Raw genomic sequence first — 25,439 nt, 5'->3', positions numbered from 1 at the left:
CCGGGCCGTCCCGCCGTCCCGGGGCGGCCCGGCCGGTGGTGGTCGCGGCAGGTCCTCCCGACGATCCCGGCGGTCCGGCGTCCGGGAGACACCGGGGCCCGGCGATCCCCCGCGTCCCAGCGACTCCGGCGGTCCGGTGATCATGCTTCTGGTGGAGGCACGGGCGTGAATTTCCATGATCGATCCAGGTCGTCCGGCCCCGCACCTGCCCATCGAGCTGTTCACATATCCACATGGGACGTACGCTCGGTCGGCGCGGACCCGTGCGGCGCACGCCGCGGATCCCGCGCAGGTCATGGTGGGAAGGGGAGGAATGAGAACGAGACGCACCATACTGGCGGCGGCGGCCACCGCGGTGCTCACCGTGCTGTCGTTGGCACCGGCGAGCCAGGCCACGGCGACCGGGAAGACCCGCTACACGCATCTGAACCCGGGCGGGCAGCCCCGGCTGACCGAGCGGGTCCCGGTCAACGTGGTTTTTGTCGGCTACTCGCCGTCCCAGGTGCCGCAGTCGACGTTCCGGTCCGGTCTGCCGGCCGGATACGAACCGGCGGTCCGCTACCGGCTCTTCTACGGCATCGAGGAGAAGCTCGGGCTGCAGTACACGTACGACTACCGGGTCAGCTACGCCGACCACCGCTACGAGGACCGGTTCTTCGGTGAGCTGAAGCGGCTGGCCCGACCGGCACCGCTGACCGACTACCAGCAGGCGTACAACGAGCAGCAGAACAACGTCCTCGACGTCACGGACAACCACGAGATCGACGCACCGAGCGTGGAACGCTGGCTGGCGAAGAACCCGCCGGCCGGGGTGGACACCCGCCGCAACACGGTGTTCTTCATCAACTGGTACGGCCGCTCGGACTTCCGGTTCCACGTGTACACCAAGACCGACGAGCCGGACCCGGACACCGGCTACAACTTCGGTACCGAGCGGGACAGTCGCAAGATCATCGCCTGGGGTGGCACCACCGCCAGGGACGAGGAGAACGGCCTCGGTTCGACCCGCCGGATCTGGTTCCACGACCTCTCCGCCGGGCCGGAGTCCTGGACCTCGAACTGGAACGTCGACGAGCCGGACCTCGACGGCAACGGCGTCGAGGACTACCGGATGCCGGCGACCTGGGAGTACCGGCAGGGTGGCTACCGGGAGCCGGGCGCGCTCGCCGGCGACCTGAGCAAAATCACCCGGTACGTCGCCCTGAACCTGCTCTTCACCACCTCCCCGCTCTACCCGGCCGAGCTGCCGACGGCGCAGCCGCCACGCTCGATCAACCTGGACAGCAACGTCTACGAGGGCTGGCCGGGAGTCGACGCCTCCGCGACGTACGTCAGCCCGAAACTCCTCCTCGACGAGCTGCGCGAACTGCGGTGGCGCAACCAGCTCGACTACGACAGCCAGGACCTGCCGTTCACCGGTGACGCGGAACGCTGCTACTTCCTGGCCGTCGAGGCGGACGAGTCCTGCTACCCGGAGGAGGGCTACCCCGGGTTCGCCAACTTCTACCTGCAGAACCGCAAGGAGCTGGCGCGTACCCAGGACGACCAGGGCCGGGTCGACTACGAGCTGCCGATCTTCAGCTACGCGCTGCCGGAGGGCACCCCGGTCCCGGCGCTCGGCTTCGCCGACGACAACTACGTCGACGGCACCCAGTCGTACGTCTTCGCGTTCGTCTCGCCGGAGATCGTGGAATCCGGGTACGGCCTCACCACCACGCTGATCCACGAGGTCGGTCACCACATCGGGATGAGCCACCCGCACGACGGCTACGACAGCACCACCGGGGTGGACTACGGCCCGGCGGACGAGTTCTACTTCGTCAACGCCGGTGACGAGGTCAACTCGATGATGAGCTACATCGACCTGAACTGGGACTTCAGCCAGTTCGACCACGACAACAGCGACCGGTTCCTGACCGCCGCCTACAACGAGGCAGCCAACGGGCTGGCCGCCGACGTCCTCGCCGCACCCCGGGCACACCGGGCGTACGACGAGCTGAAGGAGGCGGACCGGCTGCTCGGCCGGGCCCGTGCCGCGCTCGCCGACCACCAGTACCCGGCGGCGTACGGCTACGCCGACCAGGCCTACCGCCAGGTGGTCGAGGGCGCCCGCGAGGCCGGTGTCCCGGCCGATCGGGCGGAGGCCGAGCTGAAGCGGAACGCGCAGGTGGCCCGTACCAGCGTGGAACTCGGCGACCCGCACGAGTTCATCGACAGTCTCGACCCGGACAGCCCGCGCAGCCAGCCCTGACAGGTTCACCCGGAAACGGGTCCCCTTCCGACCGGGAGGGGACCCGTTTCCGTCGCGCCAGGGTCGGCCCGACCACGGCATCCGGGGGGGAGCGGCGTTGGTCCCGGGCCGGCGTCTGTCCCGGGCGGGCGTCTGTTCCGGGCCGGCGTTCGTTCCGGGTGGGCGCCGGGGTCAGACGTTGTCGAACTGACGGGTGATCGAGGGATCGGTGATGGCGCTGTCGCCGGACAGCAGCATCGCCTTGCTCAGGATGACCGCGAGCAGATTGTCCCCCTCGAAGGGCAGGAACTGCGCCTCCGTACCACCGCCGACGGCGGCGCCCCGGGCCGGCACCACGCAGAGGTAGCGGTCGTTCGGACTCATCAGGATGTTGCCCGAACCAAGATGGATCTTGTATGTCCGCAGGTCGCCCCGGACCACCAGGAAGCGACCGTCGATCGTCGCCCGGGCACCGACCGAAAGCCGGGGCAGCAGCCGGGTCAGGATCTGCTGCCGGGTCCGGGCGGTCTCGGAGAGCTCACCGAAGCTGTAGGACGCCCAGTAGTCCCGGAACTGGCCCTGCGGCCCACCGTCCGACCAGGTGGGGTCGTTGCCCACGCTGGACACCCCGACGAAGAGGTCGACGTCCCGCATGATCTCGCTGAACACCAGGTCAGGCACCTGGTCCAAGGGCAGCGCCGGCACCGGCTCCCGCCCGTCCCCGCCGAGTCCGGACGCGGAGTAGCCGCCGGTCCAGGCGTGGGTGTAGTTCGACTCGGCGTCGATCGGATAGAACCGCACCTGGTCGGTGGCGAGGCGCAGGTACGCGCCGGACTCGGTGGTGTCGACGCCGTAGTCGTCACCGACACCCTCCACCCAGTACTCGGCCCGCAGCCCCCACCGGGGCAGCTCCCGCACCGGCGGCGGATAGCTGTCGTCCACCGAGAGCCGGAGCCTGTCCCGCCAGCCCCGGGCCGCGGCCAGGGCGTGGAACTGGTGCTGACGCAGGATGTGGCCGGCGAACCGGTTCGAGTACGTCCCGGTCTGCTCCTCCGCCGGGGTGAGCAGGTAGACCTCCCGGTGTGCCTGCTTGAACGGCTGCACCACACGGTGCCGCTCCAGCCACTCCCGCCAGGCCAGCACCTCCGACACCGGCCGGCCGATCGGGTGCCACAACTCGACCCGGCCACCGTCGACGACAGCGCACTCGGCGTCGGTCACGGTACGCAGCGCGCCGTCGGCGTACCCGCAGGGCACCCCGTCGACCACCCAGATCAGCCGGCGGGCCAACGTACCCACCAGGGGATGGTCGAGGTAACGCTGCCGCCAGACCGGCGCCGACCACTCCCGCCGGGCCAGGAACAGACCGTCCAGCCGGGCGGCCTGGGCGCTGAGCATGGCCGAGATCTCCTTGACCATGGTCTTGAGTTCGGCCAGCTCACCGGGCTGGTCCCGGCGTACCGCCGCCGGTGGGCTCTTGACCTGACGACCCGAGTCGGTGAACCAGCTGACCGTGACGGCACCCGCCCGGATCTCCAGCTCGGCCCGACCGGCACCGAAGTGCACCGAGTGCCGGCCGACGTCGGTGAGCCCGTAGTCGGGTACGGCGAGTTCCTCGACCTCGTCCCGGGTCAGCCCCAGCGCCTCGGCCCGTACGGTGAGCGCCTTGTCGATCTCGTTGAGCGTGCCCCGGTAGCTGACCCGGTTGACGAGCCGGGCGAGTTGCCCGAGGGCGTCCTCCCCGTCCAGCCGGCCCAGTACGCCGACCGCCGCGTTGGCCAGTTTCGGGCTGGTCGGCCCGATGCCGGGCAGTCGGCGCAGCATCGCCTCGACCAGTGCGGCCAGCGACCGCACCTGCTCCGGCTCGGGGCCGACCAGTTCGAGCGTCCAGAGCAGCCCGCGCAGGGTGTCGGCGTTGAGCGGATCCGGCGGCCGGGTCAGCGGTCGCGCCGACGCGGCCGTCAGCCAGTCGCCGAGCACGGCCCGCACCCGCGCGGCGTCCAGTGCGGACAGCGCCGCCTCGGCGCCGCGCCGCCACTCGGCGGACGGACGGGGGCTGGTCGCGGTGCTGGCGTGGGCCACCAGCTTCGCCCAGGCCGCATCCAGGCCGGGCAGGTCCGCCAGGATCCGGTCGGCCCAGGGATCGCCCGGTCGCAACGACGGCCCGGCGAGCTCGGCAAGCAGCTGACGCAGGTGCGGACTCTCCCCGGAACGGTTGGTCACCAGGGCACGGACCTCGGCGGGCGGGTCGCCCTCGGGATGGGCGCGGCGGACCAGGGTGGCCAGCGCCGCGGGCGGCATCGCGTGCGGGTGCCGGACGGCGAAGGTGAGCAGCTCGGCGGCGGTCGGCTCGGCGAGGTCCTCGTTGCAGCCGCCGGGCCAGTTCCCGGATCAGCTCCTGCTCCCGCCAGGCCATCCGGGAGCGGGTCGGCGCCGCGGCGCTGAGCAGGCGGATCAGCTCCGCCGTCTGCTCCCGGGACAGCCCGCGCAGCGCCTCGCGGGCTGCCTCACCGCTGGTCGAGGAGCTCAGGTTGACCCGCAGGTGTCGGGCCAGTTCGCCGAGCTGGCCGGTGGCGACCAGCTCGGCGACCTGACCACGCCGGTCACCGGTCGTGGTGCCCCTGGTCATCAGCCACCCACCAGCGGTACGAGCTTCAGGAAGGTGACCTCGGTGTCCCGACCCAGGTCGACGACCTGGTCGAGGTCGTCGACCTGCCGGTCGCCGACCAGCACGACAAAACCGTTGCGGGCGAACGCCTCCTCGGCGAGGGCGACCTGCCGATCCGGGTCGACCCGGCGCGGCGGTGCCGACTCCCGGTCGCCATTGAGCGCCCGCTCGGTGCGGGTGGGCTGCACCAGCCCTCGGAAGGGCCCGGACCGGCTCGCGTTGTACTCCGCGACCTCCTGGAAGATCCGACGCCGGACCAGCTCCCGCAGAGTCAGCCGCTCCTCGAATATCTCCAGCGCCCACGCGGGCTCCCGGGCACCGGCCGTGGTCTCATCGACGAAGCTCACCTTTGCCATGACGGCGGAGTTTAGCCACCGCTACCGACAACCCCGTGAACTGACCGCCGACGACGGTGCAGCCACGGACCGACGGTCAGGTCGGCGCCGAACCGGTCGAGGGCACGCCCGGTGGACCGCCCGAGGGTCACGGTGTTGTCGACCGCCAGTGGTGGCGGACCAGCGACGCCGCCTCGTCGAGGCGGCCGACCTCGTCGGTGCTGAGGGTCGGGTTGACCCGCCGCATCGCGACGGCGGTGTCGAGCAGGCGTACCGGATCTCCCGGCACCCGGGCCAGGAACGCGGCGAGGAAACGGGCGCCCAGTTCACCGAGACCGAACAGGTTGTTCACCGCCACCTCGGCCATGATCAGCGCGGACACCGCGACGTCGAGGTCGGGCTCGTCGTCCCGGGCGTTGCGCCAGTCGATCAGCACCGGCCCGGCCGGGCCGAGCATGACGTTGTCCGGGTGCAGGTCGAGATGCACCACCCGCGACTCGGGTCGGGCGCCCGGTCGGGGTGGCAACCCACGCAGCCGGCCGTGCAGGTCGGCCAGGATCGCCGCCCCGGCCGGTACGTCGAGTTGCCCGGCGAGGAACGCGCCCAGCATGGTCGGGCCTTCGATCCGTTCCATCACCAGCTCGGCGCCCTCGGCCCGGTCCACCCGGGGCACCGGCAGGCCGCACTCGCCGACGTACCGCATGATCGAGGCTTCCCGGGTGACGTCGCCACCGTGACGGTAGCGGCGCAGCACCCGCCCGTCGTCCAGCGCGAAGACGTCCGCCTCCCGGCCGGTACCGAGCAACACCCCCTCAGCCATGCCGGCCACGGTATCGGACCGCGTCCGGTTGGCCCGGGCACCGGACCGGCCGGCGGAAAACGGGCCGGGGTACCGGACCGGCCGGCGGGAAACGGGTGGAACGACGGCCGTCGGGCGATCATGATGGCGACGTGAGTAGTCGGTTGCGGGCGATCGCCCGGGAAACGGTGGAGGCCCTGGAACGGGGCGCCTACCGGACGGCGGGCGGCACCGAGGTGGTGATCGCCGACCAGGTGGCGAAGGCGGTCGCCGGCACCCGGCTCCACCTGCCCGACGACCCCCTGCCCGCGCCGCCGACCCCGACGCCGCACCGGCCGACCGCGCCCACGGTCGAGGTGACCAACGAGACCACCCTCGCCGCGACCCGCCGGCTCGGCGGCGACCTGGCCTGCCTGGTGTTCGCCTCCGCCCGCAATCCCGGCGGCGGGTTCCGCAACGGCGCCCAGGCCCAGGAGGAGAGTGTGGCCCGGGGCTCCGGGCTGTACGCCTGTCTCCAGGCAGCCTGGGACTTCTACGCCGCACACCGGGCCGACCCCGACCTCGGTTACAGCGACCGGGTCATCTACTCGCCGGCGGTACCGGTGTTCCGGGACGACGACGGAGAGCCGCTGGCCGCGCCGTACCCGGTCTCGTTCCTGACGTCGGCGGCGCCGAACCGGTCCGCCATGCTGCGCAGTCAGCCGGACCGGGTGGCGGACGTACCGGCCCTGCTGCGCCGCCGGATCGACCGGGTGCTCGCGGTGGCCGCCGCGTACGGGCACCGTCGGCTGGTCCTCGGCGCCTGGGGCTGTGGGGTCTTCGGCAACGAGCCGACCGTGGTGGCGGAGGCGTTCGGCGGGGCGCTGCGGGACGGTCCACGCTTCGACCAGGTGGTCTTCGCGGTATTCGACCGGCAGCGCGGTACGCCGACGTACGCCGCGTTCGCCCGGGCCCTCGGTCACCGACCGGATCCTGTCGGCGGCCCGTTCTAGGATCCCGGCGTGACCGACACCGACCGGACCTTCGCCCCGCTGGTCTTCTTCGAGTACGACCACGAGCCGGGCCACTACTGCCTGATGCTCAGCGACACCCACATGCTCGACGTGATGGACGTCTTCGAGGAGTGCGGCCAGTACGGCAACGGCTACGGCTGGACGGGGGTGGCCCGTTCGGTGATCCAGGCGGACGCCGCCGAACTGGCCGACCGGTTGGACTTCGACCCGGAGGGCGGCACCTTCGTCGCCCACGGCACCGATCCGGAGGCGCTGCGCCGGTTGGCCGGTCTGCTCCAGGCGGCGTTCCGGGACCGGGCCCGACTCGCCGCCCTGATCCGCTCCGGTGACCCCGAGTGGTTCGACTGACCGGCGGCGACAGCCCGGCCCGACCAGCCGGACGTTCCGCCGTCCGCCGCTGACCCGTCACCGGCCGCCGACCCGGTCAGCGATCCGTCGTCCGCCGCTGACCCGGTCACCGACCGCCGACCCGGTCACGGACCGGTGCCGTGCGCGCCGGGCGGCGACGCGGGATCCGCCACCGGACGCGTACCGCCAGCATCAGCAGCAGGGCGAGGCCGAACATGGCGGTGCCGACCACGTTCACCTGGGGTGGTATGCCGCGCTGGTTGGCGCCCCAGACGTACATCGGGAAGGTGACCGTGGTGCCGGAGTTGAAGTTGGTCACGATGAAGTCGTCGAAGGAGAGCGAGAAGGCGAGCAGCGCGGCGGCGACGATGCCGGGCAGCACCAACGGCAGCGTCACCCGGCGGAACGCCTGCCACTCGCTGGCGTAGAGGTCCAGCGCCGCCTCCTCGAGCCGACTGTCCATTCCGGACAACCGGGCCCGGACGGTGACCACCACGAACGACACGCAGAACATCACGTGCGCGATCACCACGGTCCAGAACCCCTGCGGTATCCCGGCCGCGACCAACAGGGCGAGCAGCGAGGTGCCGAGTACCACCTCCGGAGTGGCCATCGGCGCCAGGACCAGCAGGTTCGCCGCCGCCCGGCCCCGGAACCGGTGCCGGACCAGGGCGAACGCCAGCAGCGTGCCGAGCACGGTGGAGACCAGCGTGGCCAGGAACCCGATCTGTACGCTGCGCAGCACCGCCCCGCACATCCCGGGCGCGGCGCACGGGTCCCGCCAGTTGTCGAGGGTGAACTCGGCGAAGTCGTACGACAGCCGGCTCGACGGCCGGTTGACCGACAGCCCGGCCACCACCGCGACCGGCAGCAGCAGGTAGCCGAGGACCAGCGCGGCGACCGCCAGCACCCAGTGGTCGGCGACCCAGCGCCAGAACCGGTGGCCCACGCTCACCCCACCTCCTCGGCGCCGCCCCGGCGCAGATATCCGACCGCCAGCGCCAGGATCACCAGCAGCAGTACGACGGAGAGCGCGGCACCCTGCGGATAGTCGAGCCGTACCAGGAACGCCGCGTCGATCACGTTGCCGATCATGTACTCGTTGGGCGTACCGAGCAGTTCGGCGCTGATGTAGTCACCGGCGGCCGGGATGAAGGTCAGCAGTGTGCCGGCGACCACCCCCGGCAGCGACAGCGGCAGGGTGACGGTCCGGAACACCTGGGCCGGCCGGGCGTTCAGGTCCCGGGCCGCCTCCAGCAGCCGGCGGTCCAGCCGCTGCAGGCTGGCGTAGATCGGCAGCACCATGAACGGCAGGTAGCCGTAGGTGAGGCTGGTGACCACCGCGACCGGGGAGGCGAGCAGCCGGCCGTCCGGGGCCAGCAGGTGCAGGTCGCGGAGCAGCCCGACCAGCGTGCCGGTGTCGGAGAGCACGGTCTTCCAGGCCAGGGTCCGGACCAGGAAACTGGTGAACATCGGCGCGACCACGCAGACGAGCAGCAGGTTCTGCCAGCGCCCGGCACGCAACGCGATCGCGTACGCCAGCGGATAGCCGAGCAGCAGCGCCAGCGCGGTGGCGAGTCCGGCGTACCCGAAGGATCGTCCGAAGTGGACCCAGTACGCGCCGATCGCGTCCGGGTAGTTGCCGAACGACCAGGTCATGGCGTAGCCACTGGTCAGCGAGCCGGCCGGATCGTAGAGGCTGGTCGCGCCGAGCTGGATCGCCGGCAGCAGGAAGAAGACCACCAGCCAGAGCGCCCCGGGGGCGGCCAGCAGGTACGGCAGCAGCCGGCGCCGCCGCCCGGACCGGGACGCGGTCATCCCGCTCACCGTGGCCCGACACCGTTCACCGGTACGGCACCGGCCGAACCGACGGACGGCTCGGTCTCCCCGCCCGACGGGTCGGTCCCGGCGTCGAGCAGGAACGCGTACCGGGGATGCCAGTACGCGACCACCTCGGAGCCGACCGGCACCGGACGCGCCTCCCCGTCGGCGGCGGCGAAGACCGTCAGTTCGGTCCCCCAGCCGGTCCGGACCAGGTACTGGGTGCTGGTGCCGAGGTAGGCGGCGTCGGTGACGATCCCGGCGACGGACTGGTGGCCGGCCGGTACCTCGTCCATTGACGTGACCAGCCGCAGCTTCTCCGGCCGTACCCCGAGCAGCACCGCGCCGGACGTGCTCCGGGACCGGACCACGGGCACCGAGAGCCGCTCGCCGTACGCCTCGACCAGCACGTCGTCGCCGTCGCGTCCGGTCACCCGGCCGGCGAGCAGGTTGGAGCGGCCGAGGAAGGTGGCGACAAACGCGGTCGCCGGGAACTCGTACAACTCCGCCGGGGTGCCGAGCTGCTCGATCCGGCCGGCGTTCATCACCGCGACGCTGTCGGCCAGCGTCATGGCCTCCTCCTGGTCGTGCGTGACGTGCACGAAGGTGATCCCGACCTCGGTCTGGATCCGTTTCAGTTCGAGTTGCATCCGGCGGCGCAGGGTGAGGTCGAGCGCACCGAGCGGCTCGTCGAGCAGCAGTACCCGGGGCCGGTTGACCAGGGCCCGGGCCAGTGCCACCCGCTGTTGCTGGCCGCCGGAGAGCTGGGCCGGCCGGCGGCGGTCGTACCCGTCGAGCTGGACCAGTGACAGCATCCTGCGGACCTGCCCGGCCACGTCCGGTACGCCCCGGCGCCGCAACCCGAACGCGACGTTCTCGAAGACGTCCAGGTGGGGAAAGAGCGCGTAGTTCTGGAAGACGGTGTTCACCGGTCGCCGGTACGGCCGCAGCCGGGTGATCTCCTCCGTACCGAGCAGCACCTGACCGCTGGTCGGTTCCTCCAGCCCGGCGACCATCCGCAGGGTGGTGGTCTTGCCGCAGCCGGAGGGGCCGAGCAGGGCGAAGAACGACCCGGCCGGCACGGTCAGGTCGAGCCGGTCCACCGCGAGCGCGGCACCGTCGCGGTCGTCGGACCGGCCACCGTCGTCGGATCGGTCACGGTTGTCGGATCGGTCACGGTTGTCGGACCGGCCACGGTCGTCGGACCGGCCGCGCAGGCGCCTGCGCGTGGTGCCGAACCACTTGGTCAGCTCGACCAGCCGCAACTGCGCCCCGGGCTGCTCATTCTCCACCGCTATCCCCCGATGACCTGCTGGAACTTCGACTCGTACGCCCGCTCCCGCTCCTCGCTCAGCGTCATGAACTTCTTCGAGCGGGCCTGCAGTGCCGCGTCCGGGAAGATCAGCGGGTTGGTCGCCAGGTCCGGGTCGATCCGCTCCATCTCCGCCTGCGCGCCCTGCACCGGGCAGATGTAGTTGACGTACGCCGCGACCTGGGCGGCGACCGCCGGCTCGTAGTAGTAGTCCATCAGCGCCTCGGCGTGCGCCCGGTGACTCGCCCGGTTCGGCACCAGCATGTCGTCGGAGTAGAGCATCGCCCCGGAGTCCGGTGCCACGAACCGGATCCGCTCGTCCTCGGCGGAGAGCTGGATGACGTCGCCGGACCAGGCCATACACGCGGCGATGTCGCCCTTGGCGAGTTCGGGGGCGTAGTCGTTGCCGGTGAACCGCCGGATCTGGCCACTCGCCACCGCCCGCTTCAGTTTCTCCAGCGCCGCGTCGAACTGCGCGTCGGTGAAGTTGGTCGGGTCGTGCCCGTCGGCCTGCAGGATCAGCCCGATCGTGTCGCGCATCTCGCTCAGCAGCGTCACCCGACCCTTGAGGTCGGGCCGGGTGAGCAGCTCGTCGACGGTCCGGATCTCCCCGGTCACCCTGCCGTTGTACGCCAGCCCGGCCAGGCCGCACTGCCACGGGATGGCGAGCACGTTCTCCTGGTCGTACGTCCGGTTACGCAGCGAGGGCAGCAGGTTGCGGCCGACGTTGGCCATCCGGGCCGGATCCAGCCGCTGCGCCCAGCCGAGCCCGATGACCCGGGCCGCCATCCAGTCGCTGAGCACGATGATGTCCCGGCCGATCGGCTCACAGGCGGCGAGCTGCGGCCGTACCTTGCCGAAGAACTCGTTGTTGTCGTTGATGTCCTCGGTGTAGGTCACCTGGATGCCGGTCCGGCTCTGGAAGGCCTCCAGGGTGGGCCGCTTCGCCTCGTTCTCCTCGTCCACGTCCAGGTACTGCGGCCAGTTCGAGAAGAGCAGCCGCTTCTCGGTGCCGGAGAGGTCCTCGCTGACGCAGCTCGCCGCGGTCTGTCGGGCGCCCTTTGTCCCGCAGGCGCCGAGCAGGCCTCCGGTGGCGAACAGCGCCGCCGTCCCGACCGCGCCGCGCAGCAGCGTGCGCCGGGGCAGCGGGGCCAGGGCAGGGGTACGGGCGGCAGGCATGGGGCAACTCCTCGCGGGTCGTGCCGACGGGCTGGGTACGTGGGTCGGCCCGCGTCGCGGAGATCCGATCAGATGCCGATCCTGGCATGCGACCCTCCGGGAGGCCGAGCGGGTATCCCAGGACGGCCGCCGGTCAGCCGACAGCACGACGCCCCGCACCGAACGGACGATGCGAGGGCGTTGCCGGGCTGGGGTGTTAGGAGGGGTCCCTTCCTATGCAAAAAGCGATAAGAGGGGGCCCTTCCTTTCAGTAGCTGGGCGGAATGACCCGAAGGTGGCCACGGCGTCCGGTCTGCTGACCGGTGTGCGGATCGACGTCCGCCTCGTCTGGTGGCCGGGGCGCGGGACGGGCCGCCTCGCGGACCGCCTCGGCGAGCGCCACCAGGTCGTCGGTGGTCGGCGGCGGCGGCTCGAACTCCCCCTCGTGCCGGACCACCTCCCAGCCGCGCGGAGCGGTCAGGCTGCGGGCGTGCGGCTCACAGAGGTCGTACGTGTGCGGCTCGGCGAACGCCGCCAGCGGACCCACCACGGCCGTCGACTCGTTATAGACATAGGTCAGCGTGGCGACCGCCTGCCGGGGGCAGCCGTTGCGGGAGCAACGCCGTGGTGACCTCACGGCGGCACGGTATCTCCATTACCGGCTCCGGGGCAGCGCTTGGGCCTGCGACACGCCGGTAACCGTGATCACAGTTCGGGAGACGGATCGGGACCCTCCGCCCCAGGCGACCGGAGACACGGCCGAATCCACGATCCGTTACCGGCCGGACCAGGTCTACCCTGTCGACGTGGGCCACCACGACGAGTGAAGCGAGGCTGAGATGACCAGTCCGGAGAACCGCCGCCCGGGCAACGGGCGCCCGTCGCGCCGGGACCGGCACGGCCGCGGGCTGCGCGGTCGGCTGGTCCCGGCCACCGTGCCGCTCGCCCGGACCAAGTCGGAGATCTTCGACGATCTTGTGTTGGACACCGTCGAGACCCTTGAGCGGCGGTTCGCCAAGGAACTGGCCGGCGTCGAGTTCGCCGTCGAGGACGTACCGCCGGACCTGAACGTGTACGACTCGGACGTCCTGGAGGACGGCGAGGTGCCACTGGCCCGGCTTCTGCCCGGGCGGCCCGGGCGCCAGGAGGTCCCACCGAGGATCGTGCTCTACCGGCGTCCGCTGGAGTTCCGGGCGATCGACCGGGAGGACCTCGCCGACCTGGTGCACGACGTGATCATCGAGCAGGTCGCGAACCTGCTCGGCGTCGACCCCGACGAACTGGCCTGACCCGCCGCTCACCCTCGGCGCCCGGGCGGGCACGGCGCTCACCTTCGTCGCCCGGGTCGCCCGGCCGGGTTCCCGCCCCCCGACGGAGACCCTGACGAGACTGGCCGGATCCGGGCGGCCCCCAACCGCCCGGATCACCGCCGATCAGGCGACGCGACGCTTCAACTTGCGCCGTTCGCGTTCGGACAACCCGCCCCAGATGCCGAACCGTTCGTCGTGTCCGAGCGCGTACTCCAGGCACTCGGCCTTGACCTCACAGCGGGAGCAGATTCGCTTCGCCTCGCGGGTGGATCCGCCCTTCTCGGGAAAGAACGCCTCCGGATCGGTCTGGGAGCACAGTGCGCGCTCTTGCCACTCCGGAGCATTCCCGAGTAGGTCGGCCACCTCGAGTCGGCCGTCCATCCAGTTGCCTCCTTATCGCGCACCGGCGTGGCAGCCGGTGCAACCCCCCACGCGGAAGGCGTGTTTGTCCGCCCGGTAGCGATTTGGTGCGCTCCGTACGAACGACCCCACTGAAATTACACGCGTGTTATACGTGCGTCGTCAAGCCGAACCTGCTAAGTGGAGTCACCCTTACCGCGTGTCCGGACGACTGTCGAGTCATCACGGCCTCGCAACCGGGCCTATCGATTCAGACCCGGTACGGGTAACGCACCCTCGGCGAGTTGGGTCGGAAATCGGCGTGGCGACTCCGGCGTGTCGCCTGGCCGAACGCTCGGTGACCGTCTCCGCAAGTCCCGGAACGGGGGGTTCAGCCCGCGTGTCCGTACACCGTGGTACGTCGCCGGGCGGGGCGCCCCGCCGCGGCCGCGATCCGCTCCAGCTGCGCGACCGTCCGGGCCGAACCGTGGTCCGAACCCGCCATCCGGGAGATCGTCTCCTCCATCAACGTCCCGCCGAGGTCGTTACAGCCACCTCGGAGCAGCTCCGCCGTTCCGGCGTCGCCGAGCTTGACCCACGAGCACTGGATGTTGTCGATCCGGCCGTGCAGCAGCAGTCGGGCCATCGCGTGCACGACCCGGTTCTCCCGCCAGGTGGGACCGGGGCGGGCGATGCCGGCGAGATAGATCGGTGCGTTGGTGTGCACGAACGGCAGCGCGACGAATTCGGTGAAGCCACCGGTACGGTCCTGGATCCCGGCCAGCACCCGGAAGTGGGCCAGCCACTGTCGCGGATGGTCGACGTGCCCGTACATCATCGTGGAACTGGACCGGATGCCCAGTTCGTGCGCGGTGCTGACCACCTCGACCCAGGTCGCGGCCGGCAGCTTGCCCTTGGTGAGCACCCAGCGCACGTCGTCGTCGAGGATCTCGGCGGCGGTACCGGGGATGGTGTCCAGACCGGCGTCACGCAGCTCGCCGAGCCAGTCCCGGATGGAGACCCCGGCCTTCGCGGCGGCGGTGACGATCTCCATCGGCGAGAAGGCGTGCACGTGCATCCCGGGCACCCGGGCCTTGACCGCCCGCACCAGGTCGGCGTACGCGGTGACCGGCAGCTTCGGGTCGATGCCGCCCTGCATGCAGACCTCGGTCGCGCCCGCCTGCCACGCCTCCTCGGCCCGGTCCGCGACCTGCTCCACCGACAGCCGGTACGCGTCGGCGTCCCGCTCCCGCTGCGCGAAGGCGCAGAACCGGCAGCCGACGTAGCAGACGTTGGAGAAGTTGATGTTGCGGTTGACGACGTACGTGACATCGTCACCGACCACCGCCCGGCGTACCTCGTCGGCGATCCGACACACCTGGTCCAGGGCCGCCCCGTCGGCGCCGAACAGCGCCAGGGCCGCCGCCTCGTGCCTCGGCTCCAGCAGCGCGGCCGGGTCGTCGGCGGCGAGCCGCAGCCCGGCGCGCAGATCCTCGTCGAACCGACCGGTGGTGCTGCCCGACGGCTGCCCGACGGCGGCCTCCGGTCGCGACCCAGGAGTCGACCCCGGTCGCTGGTCGGAGTCGTGGGCGGCTGACACCCGGGCGCCGACCTCGGCCCAGTCGCCGTACACGTGGTCGAAGTCGCCACGCCGGTCACCGGTCCGGCCGGTGGTGTCGATCGTGCTGTGCAGGTCGGTCCGGCCACCCGGGACGAACGCGTCGTCCGGCTCCTGCCAGGGCAGACCGCTCGGCCGGGCCGCCTCGACCGCCAGCCCGGTCGCCGGCTCGGCCAGCGCCGCCACGTGCGCCGCCAGCCGGGGATCGAGCCAGGGGTCGCCCCGGCGGACGTACTCCGGGTAGATGGTCAGCCGCTCACGCAGGGTGAAGCCGGCGGCGGCGGTCCGGGCCGCCAGCTCGTCCAGCTGCGGCCAGGGACGCTCCGGGTTGACGTGGTCCGGGGTCACCGGCGACACACCACCCCAGTCGTCGATACCGGCCCGGAGCAGCAGGTCGTACTCGCCCTCGATCAGGTTCGGCGGCGCCTGGATCCGGGCCCCCGGCCCGAGCAGGATCCGGGCCACCGCCACCGTGGCGGCCAGGTCGTGCAGCTCGGCGTCGGGCATGCCACGCATCGCAGTGTCCGGCTTGGCCCGGAAGTTCTGCACGATGACTTCCTGGATGTGGCCGTACTCCCGGGCGCTGCGCCGGATCGCGAAGAGCGAGTCGACACGTTCGGCGGGCGTCTCGCCGATGCCGATCAGGATGCCGGTGGTGAACGGTACGCCGACCCGCCCCGCGTCGGAGAGGACCCGCAGTCGCACCGCCGGCTCCTTGTCCGGCGAACCGTAGTGCGGACCGCCCGGCTCCGACCAGAGCCGGGTCGCGGTGGTCTCCAGCATCATCCCCATGCTCGGCGCCACCGGCTTGAGCCGTTGCAGCTCGGCCCAGGAGAGCACCCCGGGGTTGAGGTGCGGCAGCAGCCCGGTCTCCTCCAGCACGGCGATCGCGCAGGCCCGCAGATAGTCGAGGGTCGAGTCGAAGCCCCGCTCGGTCAGCCACTGCCGCGCCTGCGGCCAGCGCGCCTCCGGCCGGTCCCCCAGGGTGAACAGCGCCTCCTTGCAGCCCTGGGCCGCCCCGGCCGCGGCGATCGCCAACACCTCGTCCCGCTCCAGGTAGGCGGCGGGCAACCGGTGCGGCACGGTGGCGAACGTGCAGTAGTGGCAGCGGTCCTGGCACAGCCGGGTCAGCGGGATGAAGACCTTCTTGGAGAAGGTGACCACACCGGGCCGCCCGGCGTCGCTCAGCCCGGCGTCCCGCAACCGGCCGGCGACCGCCAGCAGTTCGTCGAGGAACTCGCCGCGCGCGGCGAGCAGCGCGATCGCCTCGTCCTGGTCAAGGGCCCGTCCGTCCGCCGCCCGACGCAACGCCCGCCGCAGACTCGCGGTGGTCGGCGCCGGGTCACTCCGATCTGCCACTCGTGCAGCCTAGGCCGTACGGCCGGCCACGCCGCCCCCGACCGACCCACCGGTGACCCGCATCCGCGTGGGAACGATCACAGCATGACCGGCCGTACACCGCGTCAGCCCCCGACCGGGGTCAGCGCGAGGTCGGACCGTCCTCCCGGTCCGGCGGCGGCGAACCCGCCGACGGCTGCTGGCTCGCCGGGTTGATCCGTTGGGTCCGGTCGTCCGGCGCGGTGCCGCGCTGCGGAACCACCTGGGTCCGGCCCTCCTCTTCCTCCTCCGGCACGGCCGGCCCGGCTCCGACCACCGGTCCCGAGCCCACCGACGGTCCCGCGCCCGGAGCCGGTCCGGACGCCGGCGGCGCGGAGGACGGGCTCGGCGGCGCCGAGGACGGGGCGGTGCCGAACCCTGACTGCCCGTAGCCGGTCGGCTGGCCGTAGACCGTCGGCTCGACCGGTGCCTGCGGATAACCGGCGGGCGGATACCCCTGCTGCTGCCCGGGCACCGGCGGGTAGCCGGGGTACGCCGGGTTGCCCGGCTGCCCGTACGACTGCGGCTGGCCGTACGTGCCCGGCTGGCCGTACGTCCCGGGCTGGCCGTACGGCTGCGGCTGGCCGTAGACACCCGGCTGGGGCTTGGGCTTCGGTACGTGGTAGAGCACCTGCCAGACCCGGAAGACCAGGAACGCGGTGACCACGAGGACCGCGTACCAGCCGAACTGGTCCAGCCCGACGCTGAAGGCGGCGAAGAACCGGGCCTCGAGCATCGCGTCGAAGACCCCGACCAGCAGGGCTATCCCGCCGAACAGCGCGGAGACGGCGTACTCGACGAGGGCGATCTGCACGACCAGGCGGGCCCGGCCGACCACCGGCTTCACGTGCGTGGCGAGCAGCACGGCGAGCACCGGGAAACCGATGGCCGAGGCGCCGACGAACGAGGGGTAGGTGGTCGCCGCCCGGTCGTCGAAGGTGGAACCCTCCCACCCGAAGAACAGGTCGAGAAGCCCGGTGAACAGGAAGAGAGCGTTCGCGCCGAGTAGCACCAGCGCGATCAGTTCGCGTAACGGCTTGGTGATCTGACTGGCCGGTGGCGCCTCGGTCGGCGCGGGCCCGGGCTGGCTGGTCACGGCTCCCCCTCAGACAGTACGGACGGTAGCGACGCCTGAGCCTAGTCGGCCAACCCGCCCGCCGCCTGCCACGAGCGGATGGGCGAGGATGGAGGACATGCGCATCGTGGTGTTGACCGGGGGCATCGGCGGGGCCCGCTTCCTGACCGGCGTACGCGCGTACGCCCGGCAGGCGGGTGCCGAGGTGACCGCGGTGGTCAACGTCGGGGACGACGTGGTCATGCACGGCCTGAGGATCTGTCCGGATCTGGACAGTGTCATGTACACCCTCGGTGGGGGTGCCGACCGGGACCGTGGCTGGGGACGGGCCGGTGAGACCTGGACCGTCAAGGAGGAGCTGGCCGCGTACGGCGCCGAGCCGACCTGGTTCGGGCTCGGTGACCGGGACGTGGCGACGCACCTGGTCCGGACCACCATGCTGAACGCCGGCTATCCGCTCTCGGCGGTGACCGAGGCGCTCTGTGCCCGCTGGCAGCCCGGGATACGCCTGCTCCCGGCCACCGACGACCGGCTGGAGACGCACGTCGTGGTGAGCGACCCGGACGGTCCGGGCGACGGCGGCGTGCGCCCCGCCGACGGCCCGGCCGGTGAGCCGACCCGTCGCGCGATCCACTTCCAGGAGTGGTGGGTACGTCACCGTGGCGCGCTGCCGACGCACCAGTTCGTTTTTGTCGGCGCGGAGGCGGCCAAGCCGGCCGCCGGGGTGCTGGACGCCCTGGCCGAGGCGGACGTCGTACTGGTCGCGCCGAGCAACCCGGTGGTGAGCATCGCGCCGATCCTCGCCGTACCGGGACTGCGTGAGGCACTGGCCGGCAACCGGGCACCGGTGGTCGGGGTGTCGCCGATCATCGGCGGTGCGCCGGTCCGGGGGATGGCGGACCGCTGTCTCGCCGTACTCGGGGTGCCGTGCACCGCCGCCGGCGTCGGTGGCCTGTACGGCGCCCGCTCGGCCGACGGTCTGCTGGACGGTTGGCTGGTGGACAGCGCCGACGCCGGGGCCGAGGTGCCCGGGCTGGCCGTCCGGTCGGCCCCGCTGTGGATGACCGACGAGGCGGCCACCACGGCCATGGTCCGGGCCGCGGTCGACCTGGCCGCCACGGTCGGGCGGACGGGGACGGCGGGTGGACCGGCATGAGGCTCGAGGTGCTGCCGGTGCTCGGCATCGGCGACGTGGTCGAGGGCGACGACCTGGCGACGTTGATCGCCACCGCCGCGCCCTGGCTGCGTGACGGCGACGTACTCGTGGTGACCAGCAAGATCGTGTCGAAGGCGGAGGGGCGGCTGGTCGACGTACCGGCGGACGGCCCGGAGCGGGAGACGGCCCGCGCGGAGGTACTGGCCGCGGAGACCGCCCGGCCGGTGGCCCGGCGCGGATCGACCCGGATCGTGCAGACCCACCACGGCTTCGTGATGGCCTCGGCCGGGATCGACGCCTCCAACGTGGATCGTTCCCGGCTGGTGCTGCTGCCGAAGGATCCGGACGCGTCGGCCCGGGCGTTGCGGGCCGCGCTCCGGGACCGGCACGGCGCCGACGTGGCGGTGATCGTCTCCGACACCATGGGACGGCCCTGGCGGAACGGGCTCACCGATGTCGCGCTGGGCGTGGCCGGCATGCCGGCACTGCGGGACCATCGGGGAGAGGTCGACCCGTACGGCAACCGGCTGAACATCACCCAGATGGCGGTCGTGGACGAACTGGCCGCCGCCGGCGAACTGGTGAAGGGCAAGTGTGACCAGGTGCCGGTGGCGGTGATCCGGGGTTACCTCACCGCGCCGGACCCGGACGACGGCGACGGCGCGGTGGCCGCGCTGGTCCGCGACGGCGCCCACGACCTCTTCGCGCTGGGCACGGCGGAGGCCCGCGCGGAGGGGCTGCGGGCCGCCGCCACGCTCGGCGAGTCCGTCCCGGCGCCCCGGTCCACGTTCCCGTCGCCCGAGCCGACCCCCGGGACGGACGGGCAGCCGACTCCCGGGACGGACAAGCCGCCGGCCAGCCGGTCGCAGACCGAGGCGGTCCCGGAACCGGCGGTCGACCCGGCGGCGGTGCACCGGGCGGTCGGCACGGTGACCGGAGTGGTCGCGCCCGGCACCCACTTCGCCCTGGTCACCGAGCCGGTGGTCAACGGGCCGGACACGGCGGTGCCGGGCTGGTCGGCCGACGCGATCGCGGTGCTCGACTGCCGACCGCCGACCACCGCACCGGAGCCGGCGGTGCTGATCAGGTTCGGCGCCGACCTGCACCGGCTGCGGGCCGCGCTGGCCGCCGAGGGCGTCAACTCCACCGTCCGCCCGACCCCGGACGGCGGCGTCGGGGCGGCCCTGCTGCTCACCGCCGTCCCCGCCCCGGTGGCACCCGGGCGCTGAGGTCGTCCCACCCGGCCGGCTTTCGCGTCCCACCCTGCCGGGTTCAGGTGCGGCACATCCCTCGGCCCGGCCGGCGGCACCGACGCGACCCGGACCCCGGCGTTGCCGGTCGTCCCCCGGTACGACCCCCGGCCGGCGGCCCGGCGCCGGGTCAGGCGTTCAGGATGGCCCGGCCGAGCGGGGTCAGGGTGTGCAGCACGGTGTTGCGGTCCCGGTGGCTGACCAACAGGCCGGCGTTACGGAGTACGGCGGTGTGCTGGCTCGCGGCCGCCGGCGAGATGTGCAGCCGACGGGCCACCTCGCCGGTCGAGCAGCCGTCACCGACCGCCTCCAGGACCCCGGCCCGCGTCCGGCCGAGCAGGGCGGCCAGCGCCGCCCGCCCGTTCTCCCGCTGTGACGTCGACACCGGCCCGGCCCCCTCGCCGGGCGCCGGGCTCAGACCGCCCAGCCGGTCCACCGGATAGACCAGCACCGGCGGCAGTTCGGGGTCGACCAGGGTGACCGGGATCCGGGCGCAGAAGAACGACGGCACCAGCAGCAGCCCGCGCCCGTCCAGGTGCACCTCGCGGTCGACCGGGTAGTCCGGCACCTCCAGCACACCCGAGTTCCAGCGCGCGGCCGGCCGCAGGCTGGCCAGCAACCCTTCGCCGCCGCCGTCGAGCAGGGCCCGGGCCCGCCGGGTCCGGTCCGCCTCCACCGCCGCCTGGACCCGTTCCCAGTACGGCGCGATCGCCGCCTCCCGGTAGATCCGCATCGCGTCGGTGAGGTGCCCCAGCACCTCGACGTCGCCCCGGGCCAGCGCCGCGGTGAAGCCCGGCATCGGCAGTGGGTTCTCCCCGGCGAACACGGTCAGGTCACGCTCCAGGGAGGTGACCGGAGTGGAGCGTACGGCGTCCAGTCCGGCCTCAAGGCCGTACCGGCTCGCGTACGGGGTGAGGAAGTCCGGGAAGTAGCCGCGTGGCGGGTTGAGCGCGAAGAGCACCCGCAACTGTGCGGGGGCGCTCCCCCGACGGAGACCGCCGGCCACCTCGCGCCGCCAGCCGCCCATCACCGGGTCCCGGCTGCGTCCCTGCAGCAGGTGCAGGGAGAGGACAAGCTCCCACACCTGGTCGGCGGCAGGGGCGACACGGGTCCGGGCGACGTCCTCGGTGGAGAAGACGATCCGCAGCATGACACGCACTCCCGAATCGCCGGACCGGATCACACGGCAACCAGTTGAACTCTACCCGGGCGGCATCCACCTCCGTCTTTCAGGCTGAGCTGAAACACCTCGACGGTCGGTGCGCCCACCGGGCATGCTCACTGAGCGATGCCGGTCCCGCGGGTGTCTCCGACACCGGGCGGGCGGTGTGGCATGTGCCGGGGGCAGGGGAGGAATGCGGCGCCCGGACGGCGTCCACGAGGGTTCGCGGCCCTTCATCCGCGGAGGGTGCCGTCCGGGCTGTCGCTTTCCCGCGTGTTGCGCACTGTTCCCGTCGGAACGTCCCGCACCGTCTCCGTCGGGGTGTCCCGCTCCGGGCCGCCGATCCAGAGCGCGATCCGGTGTGCCTCGTCGGTCACGTAGTAGCGGACCCCGTCCAGCTCGGTGACACCCTCCACGTTGTACAGCGGCGCCAGGTCGGCGACGAGTACCGCCGCGCTGCCCTGCCCGGCCGGGCCGTCCAACGGTGGCCGGAACCGTACGTGCCGGCAGTGCACGTCACCACCGGTCGGGTGGTCGTCGAGCAGCACCGACGCCTTGCCGAGCGCGTCGATCGAGCCGGTCACCGCGTCGTACGTCCCGTCGCCCCGGGCGGAGAGCGCCCGGAACCCGGTGAGTTCGCCGGGACGGGTCACCCCGGTCAGCGCGTACGCCCTGACAGCCCGGGGCCACGCCCGGGCCGTCGGGTCGAACATCGCGGCCACGTCCGTCACCTCGACGACGATCGGCTCCCCCCGCGTGGTGACCGGGAAGCGGAGCCCGAGCAGCAGGGTTCCGGCCGGGGTGAAGGCCGCCGCCTCCACGTTGATCGGGAAGTCGTCGGCGGCGAGCCGGCTCACCCAGGTCTTCGCCCGGGCGGTGCCCCGGTCGACGGTGGCGACGATGAACCGGTCCCGGACCCGGGCGCCGAGCGGCAGTGGGGCGATCCCGGCCGCCAGGATGGCGTCGTTGACCGCGCGGTGCAGCCGGAACTGGTTGCGCACCACGTGCAGCCGGGGCATTCCGGTGACCGCCTCGGACTCGCGGAACCGGGCGACGAAGGCGCGGCGGGGCCGCAGCGGTCCGCGTTTCGAACCGAAGTGCGAGCCGAGCACGTAGATCCATTCGCCGTCCCGGGCGAGCGCCTCCCCGTCGTCGGTGCGGCCGTTCTCCACGCCCGCGTCCATCGGCAGGTGGTGGGTGACCCAACCGCCGTCGTGACGTTCCAGCAGCAGGGCCAGACAGCGCTCGACCGGCCCCTCGTCGAGTACGGTCCAGAAGCCCCGGCGCGCGCCGTGTGCGGCGAGCAGCGCCGGTGACCGTACCGGCAGCAAATCACTCGCCTCGTTGCCGGGAAGGGCGAGGTCGACGGTACGCAGGGGACGCGCCATACCGGTGATGCTACGAGCCCTCGCCTAGGCTGGGTTCGTGCTGGACTCCCTACACTCCGACGCGGTGGCCCTGCTCACGGCGTGGCAGCCGGCGAACCCGACGGCCGCCGACGCCCGGGACCGGACCCTGAAGCTGCTCGCCGACGGCCCGGTCGCGATGACCCGGGCACACCGCCCGGGGCACGTCACCGCCAGCACACTGGTCGTGGACGCGACCGGCAGCCGGGTGCTGCTCTGCCTGCACGGGAAGTACCGCCGGTGGGCGCAGCTCGGCGGGCACTGCGAGCCCGACGACCTGACGGTGGCCGGCGCGGCGCTGCGGGAGGCGACCGAGGAGTCCGGAATCACCGGGCTGCGACTCGACCCGGTGCCGATCGACGTGGACATCCACCCGGTCTCCTGTCAGGGCGGCTCGTTCCACCACGACGTACGGTTCGCCGCGATCGCGCCGCCGGGCGCGGTGGAGCGGGTCAGCGCCGAGTCGCTGGAACTCGGCTGGTTCGCCCCGGACGCGCTGCCCGAGCAGTTGCTCGACGCGACCGAGCAGCTGGTGGCGCCGACCCTGGCCGCGTTCGCGGCGGCGTTCCCGGCCCGGTCCGCCGGCGGTGGAGGCGACCGGGTCCCCGGCGGCGTCGGTTTCTAGGGGGCGCCCCGGACAGCCACCGTCAGACCAGGTCCTCCGCGCCCCGCTCCTTGAGCTCGTCGACGAGCTTCTTCACGTCCTGGGCCCGGTCGCGCGGGCAGACCAGCAGCGCGTCCGGGGTGTCGACGACGATCAGGTCCCGTACCCCGAGCGCGGCGACCAGCCGCCCGGAGTGCGGTACGACGACCAGCCGCTCGCAGTCCCGCAGCAGCACCCCGGGCTTCGGCTCGACGGTGTCGGCGCCCAGCACCACGTTGCCCGAGCCGTCGGCGGGGAGCACCTCGCCGAGGGTGTCGAAGTCGCCGACGTCGTTCCAGCCGAAGTCGCCCGGTACGGTGGCGACCCGCCCGGCCGCGGCCGCGCCCTCCATCACCGCGTAGTCGACCGAGATCTTGGGCAGGGTCGGCCAGACGGCGCCCAGCACGTCCTCCCGTTCCGGGGTGTCCCAGGACTGCGCGATCGTGGTCAGCCCGGCGTGCAGCGCCGGCTGCTGCCGGGCCAGCTCCCCGAGGAACACGTCGACCCGCCAGACGAACATGCTGGCGTTCCAGAGGTACCGGCCCGAGCGGACGTACTCCTGGGCGACCTCGGTCGCCGGTTTCTCCTTGAACTCCTCGACCCGGCGCAGCGGCCCGCCGTCGATCAGTTCACCGCACTGCAGGTAGCCGTAGCCGGTCTCCGGTCGGGTCGGGGTGATCCCCACCGTCATCAGCAGACCCTGCTCGGCGCCGGTGATCGCCTGCCGGACCGTCGACACCCAGGCCGCCGGGTCGCCGATCAGGTGGTCGGCGGCGAACGAACCCATCACCGCCGACGGCTCCCGGATCGCGATCACCGAGGCGGCCAGCGCGATCGCCGCGCAGGAGTCCCGGGGGGAGGGTTCGACGAGGATGTTCTCCTCGGGCAACCCGGTCAGCTGTCGGGCGACGGCGGCCACGTGCGCGGCACCGGTGACCACCATGGTCCGTTCCGGGGTGGTCAGCGGACCGAGCCGGTCCACGGTGGCCTGCAACAGCGAGGCTTCGGTGCCGGTGAGCGCGTGCAGGAACTTGGGGTGCCCCGCGCGGGACAGCGGCCACAGACGGGTCCCACTGCCACCAGCCGGGATTACGGCGAAGAGCATCAGCACATCATGCCGGACGCGTGCGCCCGATCACCTTTCCGTGTCATCACTACCAGCAGTCAATATGTGGCCAAGCGTAGTTAACAGTGTCTCGGTGGTCTCCGAAACCAGCCCTGGCCAGCCCGTTCGTGCCCGTCAGGCCCGAGCCCGGCTCCACGCCGCAAGGTGCACCTCGGCACTGGACTCCCAGGTGAACTCCTTGGCCCGGTCGAAACCCGCCTTGGCGAGCGCCAGCCGACGCGCCTCGTCGTCCAGGAGCGCCCCGAGGTCCGCCGCGATCTGCTTCGGGTCCTCGCTGGTGTACGCCACCGCGTCACCACCGACCTCCGGCAGCGACAGCCGGGGCGTGGTCAGCACCGGGGCGGCGCAGGCCATCGCCTCCAGGATCGGCAACCCGAAGCCTTCGCCGTACGACGGGTAGGCGGCGACCAGCGCACCCCCGAGGAAACCGGGCAGGTCGGCGTAGCGGAGGTAGCCGGGACGCAGCAGCCGCAGGTGGGCCGGGACATCCGCGACCGCCCGGTCGATCTCGTCGTCGTGCCCCTGACCACCGGCGAGTACCAGGGCCGGCGGGTCCGGGCGGTCCTTCACCGCGAGCACCCAGCCCCGGATCAGGTTCGGCACGTTCTTGCGCGGCTCCTTGGAGCCGAGGAACGCCACGTAGCTGTGCCCGCCCAGACCCAGCCGGGCCCGCACCCGGGCCTTCTCCTCGTCGGTCGGGGCGTGGAAGGCCGCCGGGTCGACCCCGTGGTAGGCCACGTCGATCCGGGTCGGGTCGGCGTCGAGCAACCTGATCAACTCGTCCCGGGTCGCCTTGCTCGGCACGATCACCCGGTCGGCCCGGCGCAACGAGGTTTTGATCGCGCTGCGGAAGAAGGTCCGGCGCGACTTGTCGTAGTGCTCCGGCTCGGTGAAGAACGTCGCGTCGTGCACGGTCACCGTCACCGGACAACCCGCCCGCAGCGGACAGGTGTAGAACGGCGAGTGCAGCACCTGCGCGCCGACCTGCTGGGCGAGCAGCGGCAGGCCGGTCTGCTCCCAGGCGAGCCGGGCCGGCCGGTGGGCCACCGCCGCCGGCGCGGCGAGCACCTCGACCTCCGGAAGCATCCGGGAGTACCGCTCGGCGTCGGTGCGGAGCGCGACGACGGCCAGATCCTGGCCGGCCCCGACAGCCCCGCCCAGGGCGCCGAGCAGGCCGTCAACGTATCTACCAACGCCACCCCGGTCGGCGGGGACGCTAGTGGCGTCAATGAGCACGCGGGGCGGACGACCGGCGGTCACTGGGCGACTCCTCGGCTGACAGTTGTGAAGGGG

General features: G+C 72.4%; 21 protein-coding genes and 1 pseudogene. 7 read left to right on the top strand and 15 right to left on the bottom strand.

What is annotated here, in order from left to right; genetic code table 11:
- Positions 1–313: 313 nt before the first annotated feature.
- Positions 314–2,251 carry a zinc metalloprotease gene (locus V1633_RS03900; protein WP_331212753.1) on the top strand — a complete coding sequence of 646 codons (1,938 nt, stop codon included), beginning with the start codon at positions 314–316 and terminating at the stop codon, positions 2,249–2,251.
- 171 nt (positions 2,252–2,422) lie between these two features.
- On the opposite strand, the gene V1633_RS03895 is transcribed toward V1633_RS03900, so the two are convergent.
- From V1633_RS03895 to V1633_RS03885, 3 genes are all read right to left on the bottom strand, one after another.
- Positions 2,423–4,531, bottom strand: coding sequence for a DUF4132 domain-containing protein (locus tag V1633_RS03895; protein WP_331212752.1), 2,109 nt, complete (start codon positions 4,529–4,531; stop codon positions 2,423–2,425).
- 327 nt (positions 4,532–4,858) lie between these two features.
- Positions 4,859–5,254, bottom strand: a complete 396-nt coding sequence (locus V1633_RS03890) for a hypothetical protein (RefSeq protein WP_331212751.1) — start codon at positions 5,252–5,254, stop codon at positions 4,859–4,861.
- 127 nt (positions 5,255–5,381) lie between these two features.
- Entirely contained in the window at positions 5,382–6,053 is a 672-nt protein-coding gene (locus V1633_RS03885; protein WP_331212750.1) for a phosphotransferase, read from the bottom strand.
- 131 nt (positions 6,054–6,184) lie between these two features.
- On the opposite strand from V1633_RS03885, the gene V1633_RS03880 reads away from it, so the two are divergent.
- Together V1633_RS03880 and V1633_RS03875 are read left to right on the top strand one after the other, a co-directional pair.
- A complete protein-coding gene (locus V1633_RS03880) occupies positions 6,185–7,024 on the top strand; it encodes a TIGR02452 family protein (protein ID WP_331212749.1) in 840 nt (279 codons plus the stop codon).
- Positions 7,025–7,033: 9 nt separating this feature from the next.
- Positions 7,034–7,393: an immunity 51 family protein gene (locus tag V1633_RS03875; RefSeq protein ID WP_331212748.1), complete on the top strand. Its 360-nt coding sequence runs from the start codon at positions 7,034–7,036 to the stop codon at positions 7,391–7,393.
- Positions 7,394–7,499: 106 nt separating this feature from the next.
- Here V1633_RS03875 and V1633_RS03870 read toward each other — a convergent pair whose 3' ends face one another.
- The 5 genes from V1633_RS03870 to V1633_RS03850 all read right to left on the bottom strand — a co-directional run bounded on the left by V1633_RS03870 (position 7,500) and on the right by V1633_RS03850 (position 12,321).
- On the bottom strand, positions 7,500–8,348 hold the full coding sequence (locus V1633_RS03870; RefSeq protein ID WP_331212747.1) for an ABC transporter permease: 849 nt from the start codon (positions 8,346–8,348) through the stop codon (positions 7,500–7,502).
- Positions 8,345–9,211 carry an ABC transporter permease gene (locus V1633_RS03865; RefSeq protein WP_331212746.1) on the bottom strand — a complete coding sequence of 289 codons (867 nt, stop codon included), beginning with the start codon at positions 9,209–9,211 and terminating at the stop codon, positions 8,345–8,347. The genes V1633_RS03870 and V1633_RS03865 overlap by 4 nt, the downstream gene beginning before the upstream one ends.
- A 5-nt stretch (positions 9,212–9,216) precedes the next feature.
- Positions 9,217–10,506: an ABC transporter ATP-binding protein gene (locus tag V1633_RS03860; RefSeq protein ID WP_407951958.1), complete on the bottom strand. Its 1,290-nt coding sequence runs from the start codon at positions 10,504–10,506 to the stop codon at positions 9,217–9,219.
- A 2-nt stretch (positions 10,507–10,508) separates the two neighbouring features.
- Positions 10,509–11,705 carry a polyamine ABC transporter substrate-binding protein gene (locus V1633_RS03855; protein WP_331212745.1) on the bottom strand — a complete coding sequence of 399 codons (1,197 nt, stop codon included), beginning with the start codon at positions 11,703–11,705 and terminating at the stop codon, positions 10,509–10,511.
- Positions 11,706–11,952: 247 nt separating this feature from the next.
- Positions 11,953–12,321 carry a DUF3499 domain-containing protein gene (locus V1633_RS03850; RefSeq protein ID WP_331212744.1) on the bottom strand — a complete coding sequence of 123 codons (369 nt, stop codon included), beginning with the start codon at positions 12,319–12,321 and terminating at the stop codon, positions 11,953–11,955.
- Positions 12,322–12,523: 202 nt separating this feature from the next.
- On the opposite strand from V1633_RS03850, the gene V1633_RS03845 reads away from it, so the two are divergent.
- Entirely contained in the window at positions 12,524–12,973 is a 450-nt protein-coding gene (locus tag V1633_RS03845) for a metallopeptidase family protein (RefSeq protein WP_331212743.1), read from the top strand.
- Positions 12,974–13,117: 144 nt separating this feature from the next.
- Here V1633_RS03845 and V1633_RS03840 read toward each other — a convergent pair whose 3' ends face one another.
- From V1633_RS03840 to V1633_RS03830, 3 genes are all read right to left on the bottom strand, one after another.
- Entirely contained in the window at positions 13,118–13,375 is a 258-nt protein-coding gene (locus V1633_RS03840; RefSeq protein WP_101367926.1) for a WhiB family transcriptional regulator, read from the bottom strand.
- Positions 13,376–13,724: 349 nt separating this feature from the next.
- Positions 13,725–16,310, bottom strand: coding sequence for a bifunctional FO biosynthesis protein CofGH (locus V1633_RS03835; protein WP_331212742.1), 2,586 nt, complete (start codon positions 16,308–16,310; stop codon positions 13,725–13,727).
- Positions 16,311–16,431: 121 nt separating this feature from the next.
- Positions 16,432–17,424 carry a hypothetical protein gene (locus V1633_RS03830; RefSeq protein WP_331212741.1) on the bottom strand — a complete coding sequence of 331 codons (993 nt, stop codon included), beginning with the start codon at positions 17,422–17,424 and terminating at the stop codon, positions 16,432–16,434.
- Positions 17,425–17,521: 97 nt separating this feature from the next.
- On the opposite strand from V1633_RS03830, the gene cofD reads away from it, so the two are divergent.
- Together cofD and V1633_RS03820 are read left to right on the top strand one after the other, a co-directional pair.
- Positions 17,522–18,559 carry a 2-phospho-L-lactate transferase gene (cofD, locus tag V1633_RS03825; RefSeq protein WP_331212740.1) on the top strand — a complete coding sequence of 346 codons (1,038 nt, stop codon included), beginning with the start codon at positions 17,522–17,524 and terminating at the stop codon, positions 18,557–18,559.
- Complete coding sequence (locus tag V1633_RS03820) at positions 18,556–19,788, top strand: coenzyme F420-0:L-glutamate ligase (protein ID WP_331212739.1); 1,233 nt, start codon at positions 18,556–18,558, stop codon at positions 19,786–19,788. Before cofD ends, V1633_RS03820 begins: the two co-directional genes overlap by 4 nt.
- A 151-nt stretch (positions 19,789–19,939) precedes the next feature.
- On the opposite strand, the gene V1633_RS03815 is transcribed toward V1633_RS03820, so the two are convergent.
- Positions 19,940–20,959, bottom strand: coding sequence for an ArsR/SmtB family transcription factor (locus V1633_RS03815; protein WP_331212738.1), 1,020 nt, complete (start codon positions 20,957–20,959; stop codon positions 19,940–19,942).
- 350 nt (positions 20,960–21,309) lie between these two features.
- Positions 21,310–22,359: pseudogene (locus V1633_RS03810) on the bottom strand (hypothetical protein); the annotation flags it as partial.
- Positions 22,360–22,396: 37 nt separating this feature from the next.
- On the opposite strand from V1633_RS03810, the gene V1633_RS03805 reads away from it, so the two are divergent.
- Positions 22,397–23,002: an NUDIX hydrolase gene (locus V1633_RS03805; RefSeq protein WP_331212737.1), complete on the top strand. Its 606-nt coding sequence runs from the start codon at positions 22,397–22,399 to the stop codon at positions 23,000–23,002.
- 22 nt (positions 23,003–23,024) lie between these two features.
- Here the strand turns inward: V1633_RS03805 and V1633_RS03800 are convergent, their stop codons facing one another.
- Together V1633_RS03800 and V1633_RS03795 are read right to left on the bottom strand one after the other, a co-directional pair.
- Entirely contained in the window at positions 23,025–24,125 is a 1,101-nt protein-coding gene (locus tag V1633_RS03800; protein WP_331212736.1) for a mannose-1-phosphate guanylyltransferase, read from the bottom strand.
- Between the two features lie 135 nt (positions 24,126–24,260).
- Positions 24,261–25,406 (bottom strand): glycosyltransferase family 4 protein, encoded by a 1,146-nt coding sequence (locus V1633_RS03795; protein ID WP_331212735.1) that lies wholly within the window; start codon positions 25,404–25,406, stop codon positions 24,261–24,263.
- Positions 25,407–25,439: the final 33 nt, after the last annotated feature.

The organism is Plantactinospora sonchi, assembly GCF_036422035.1.
GTDB lineage: Bacteria > Actinomycetota > Actinomycetes > Mycobacteriales > Micromonosporaceae > Plantactinospora > Plantactinospora sonchi.
This window is presented reverse-complemented; position numbering and strand designations above follow the sequence as displayed.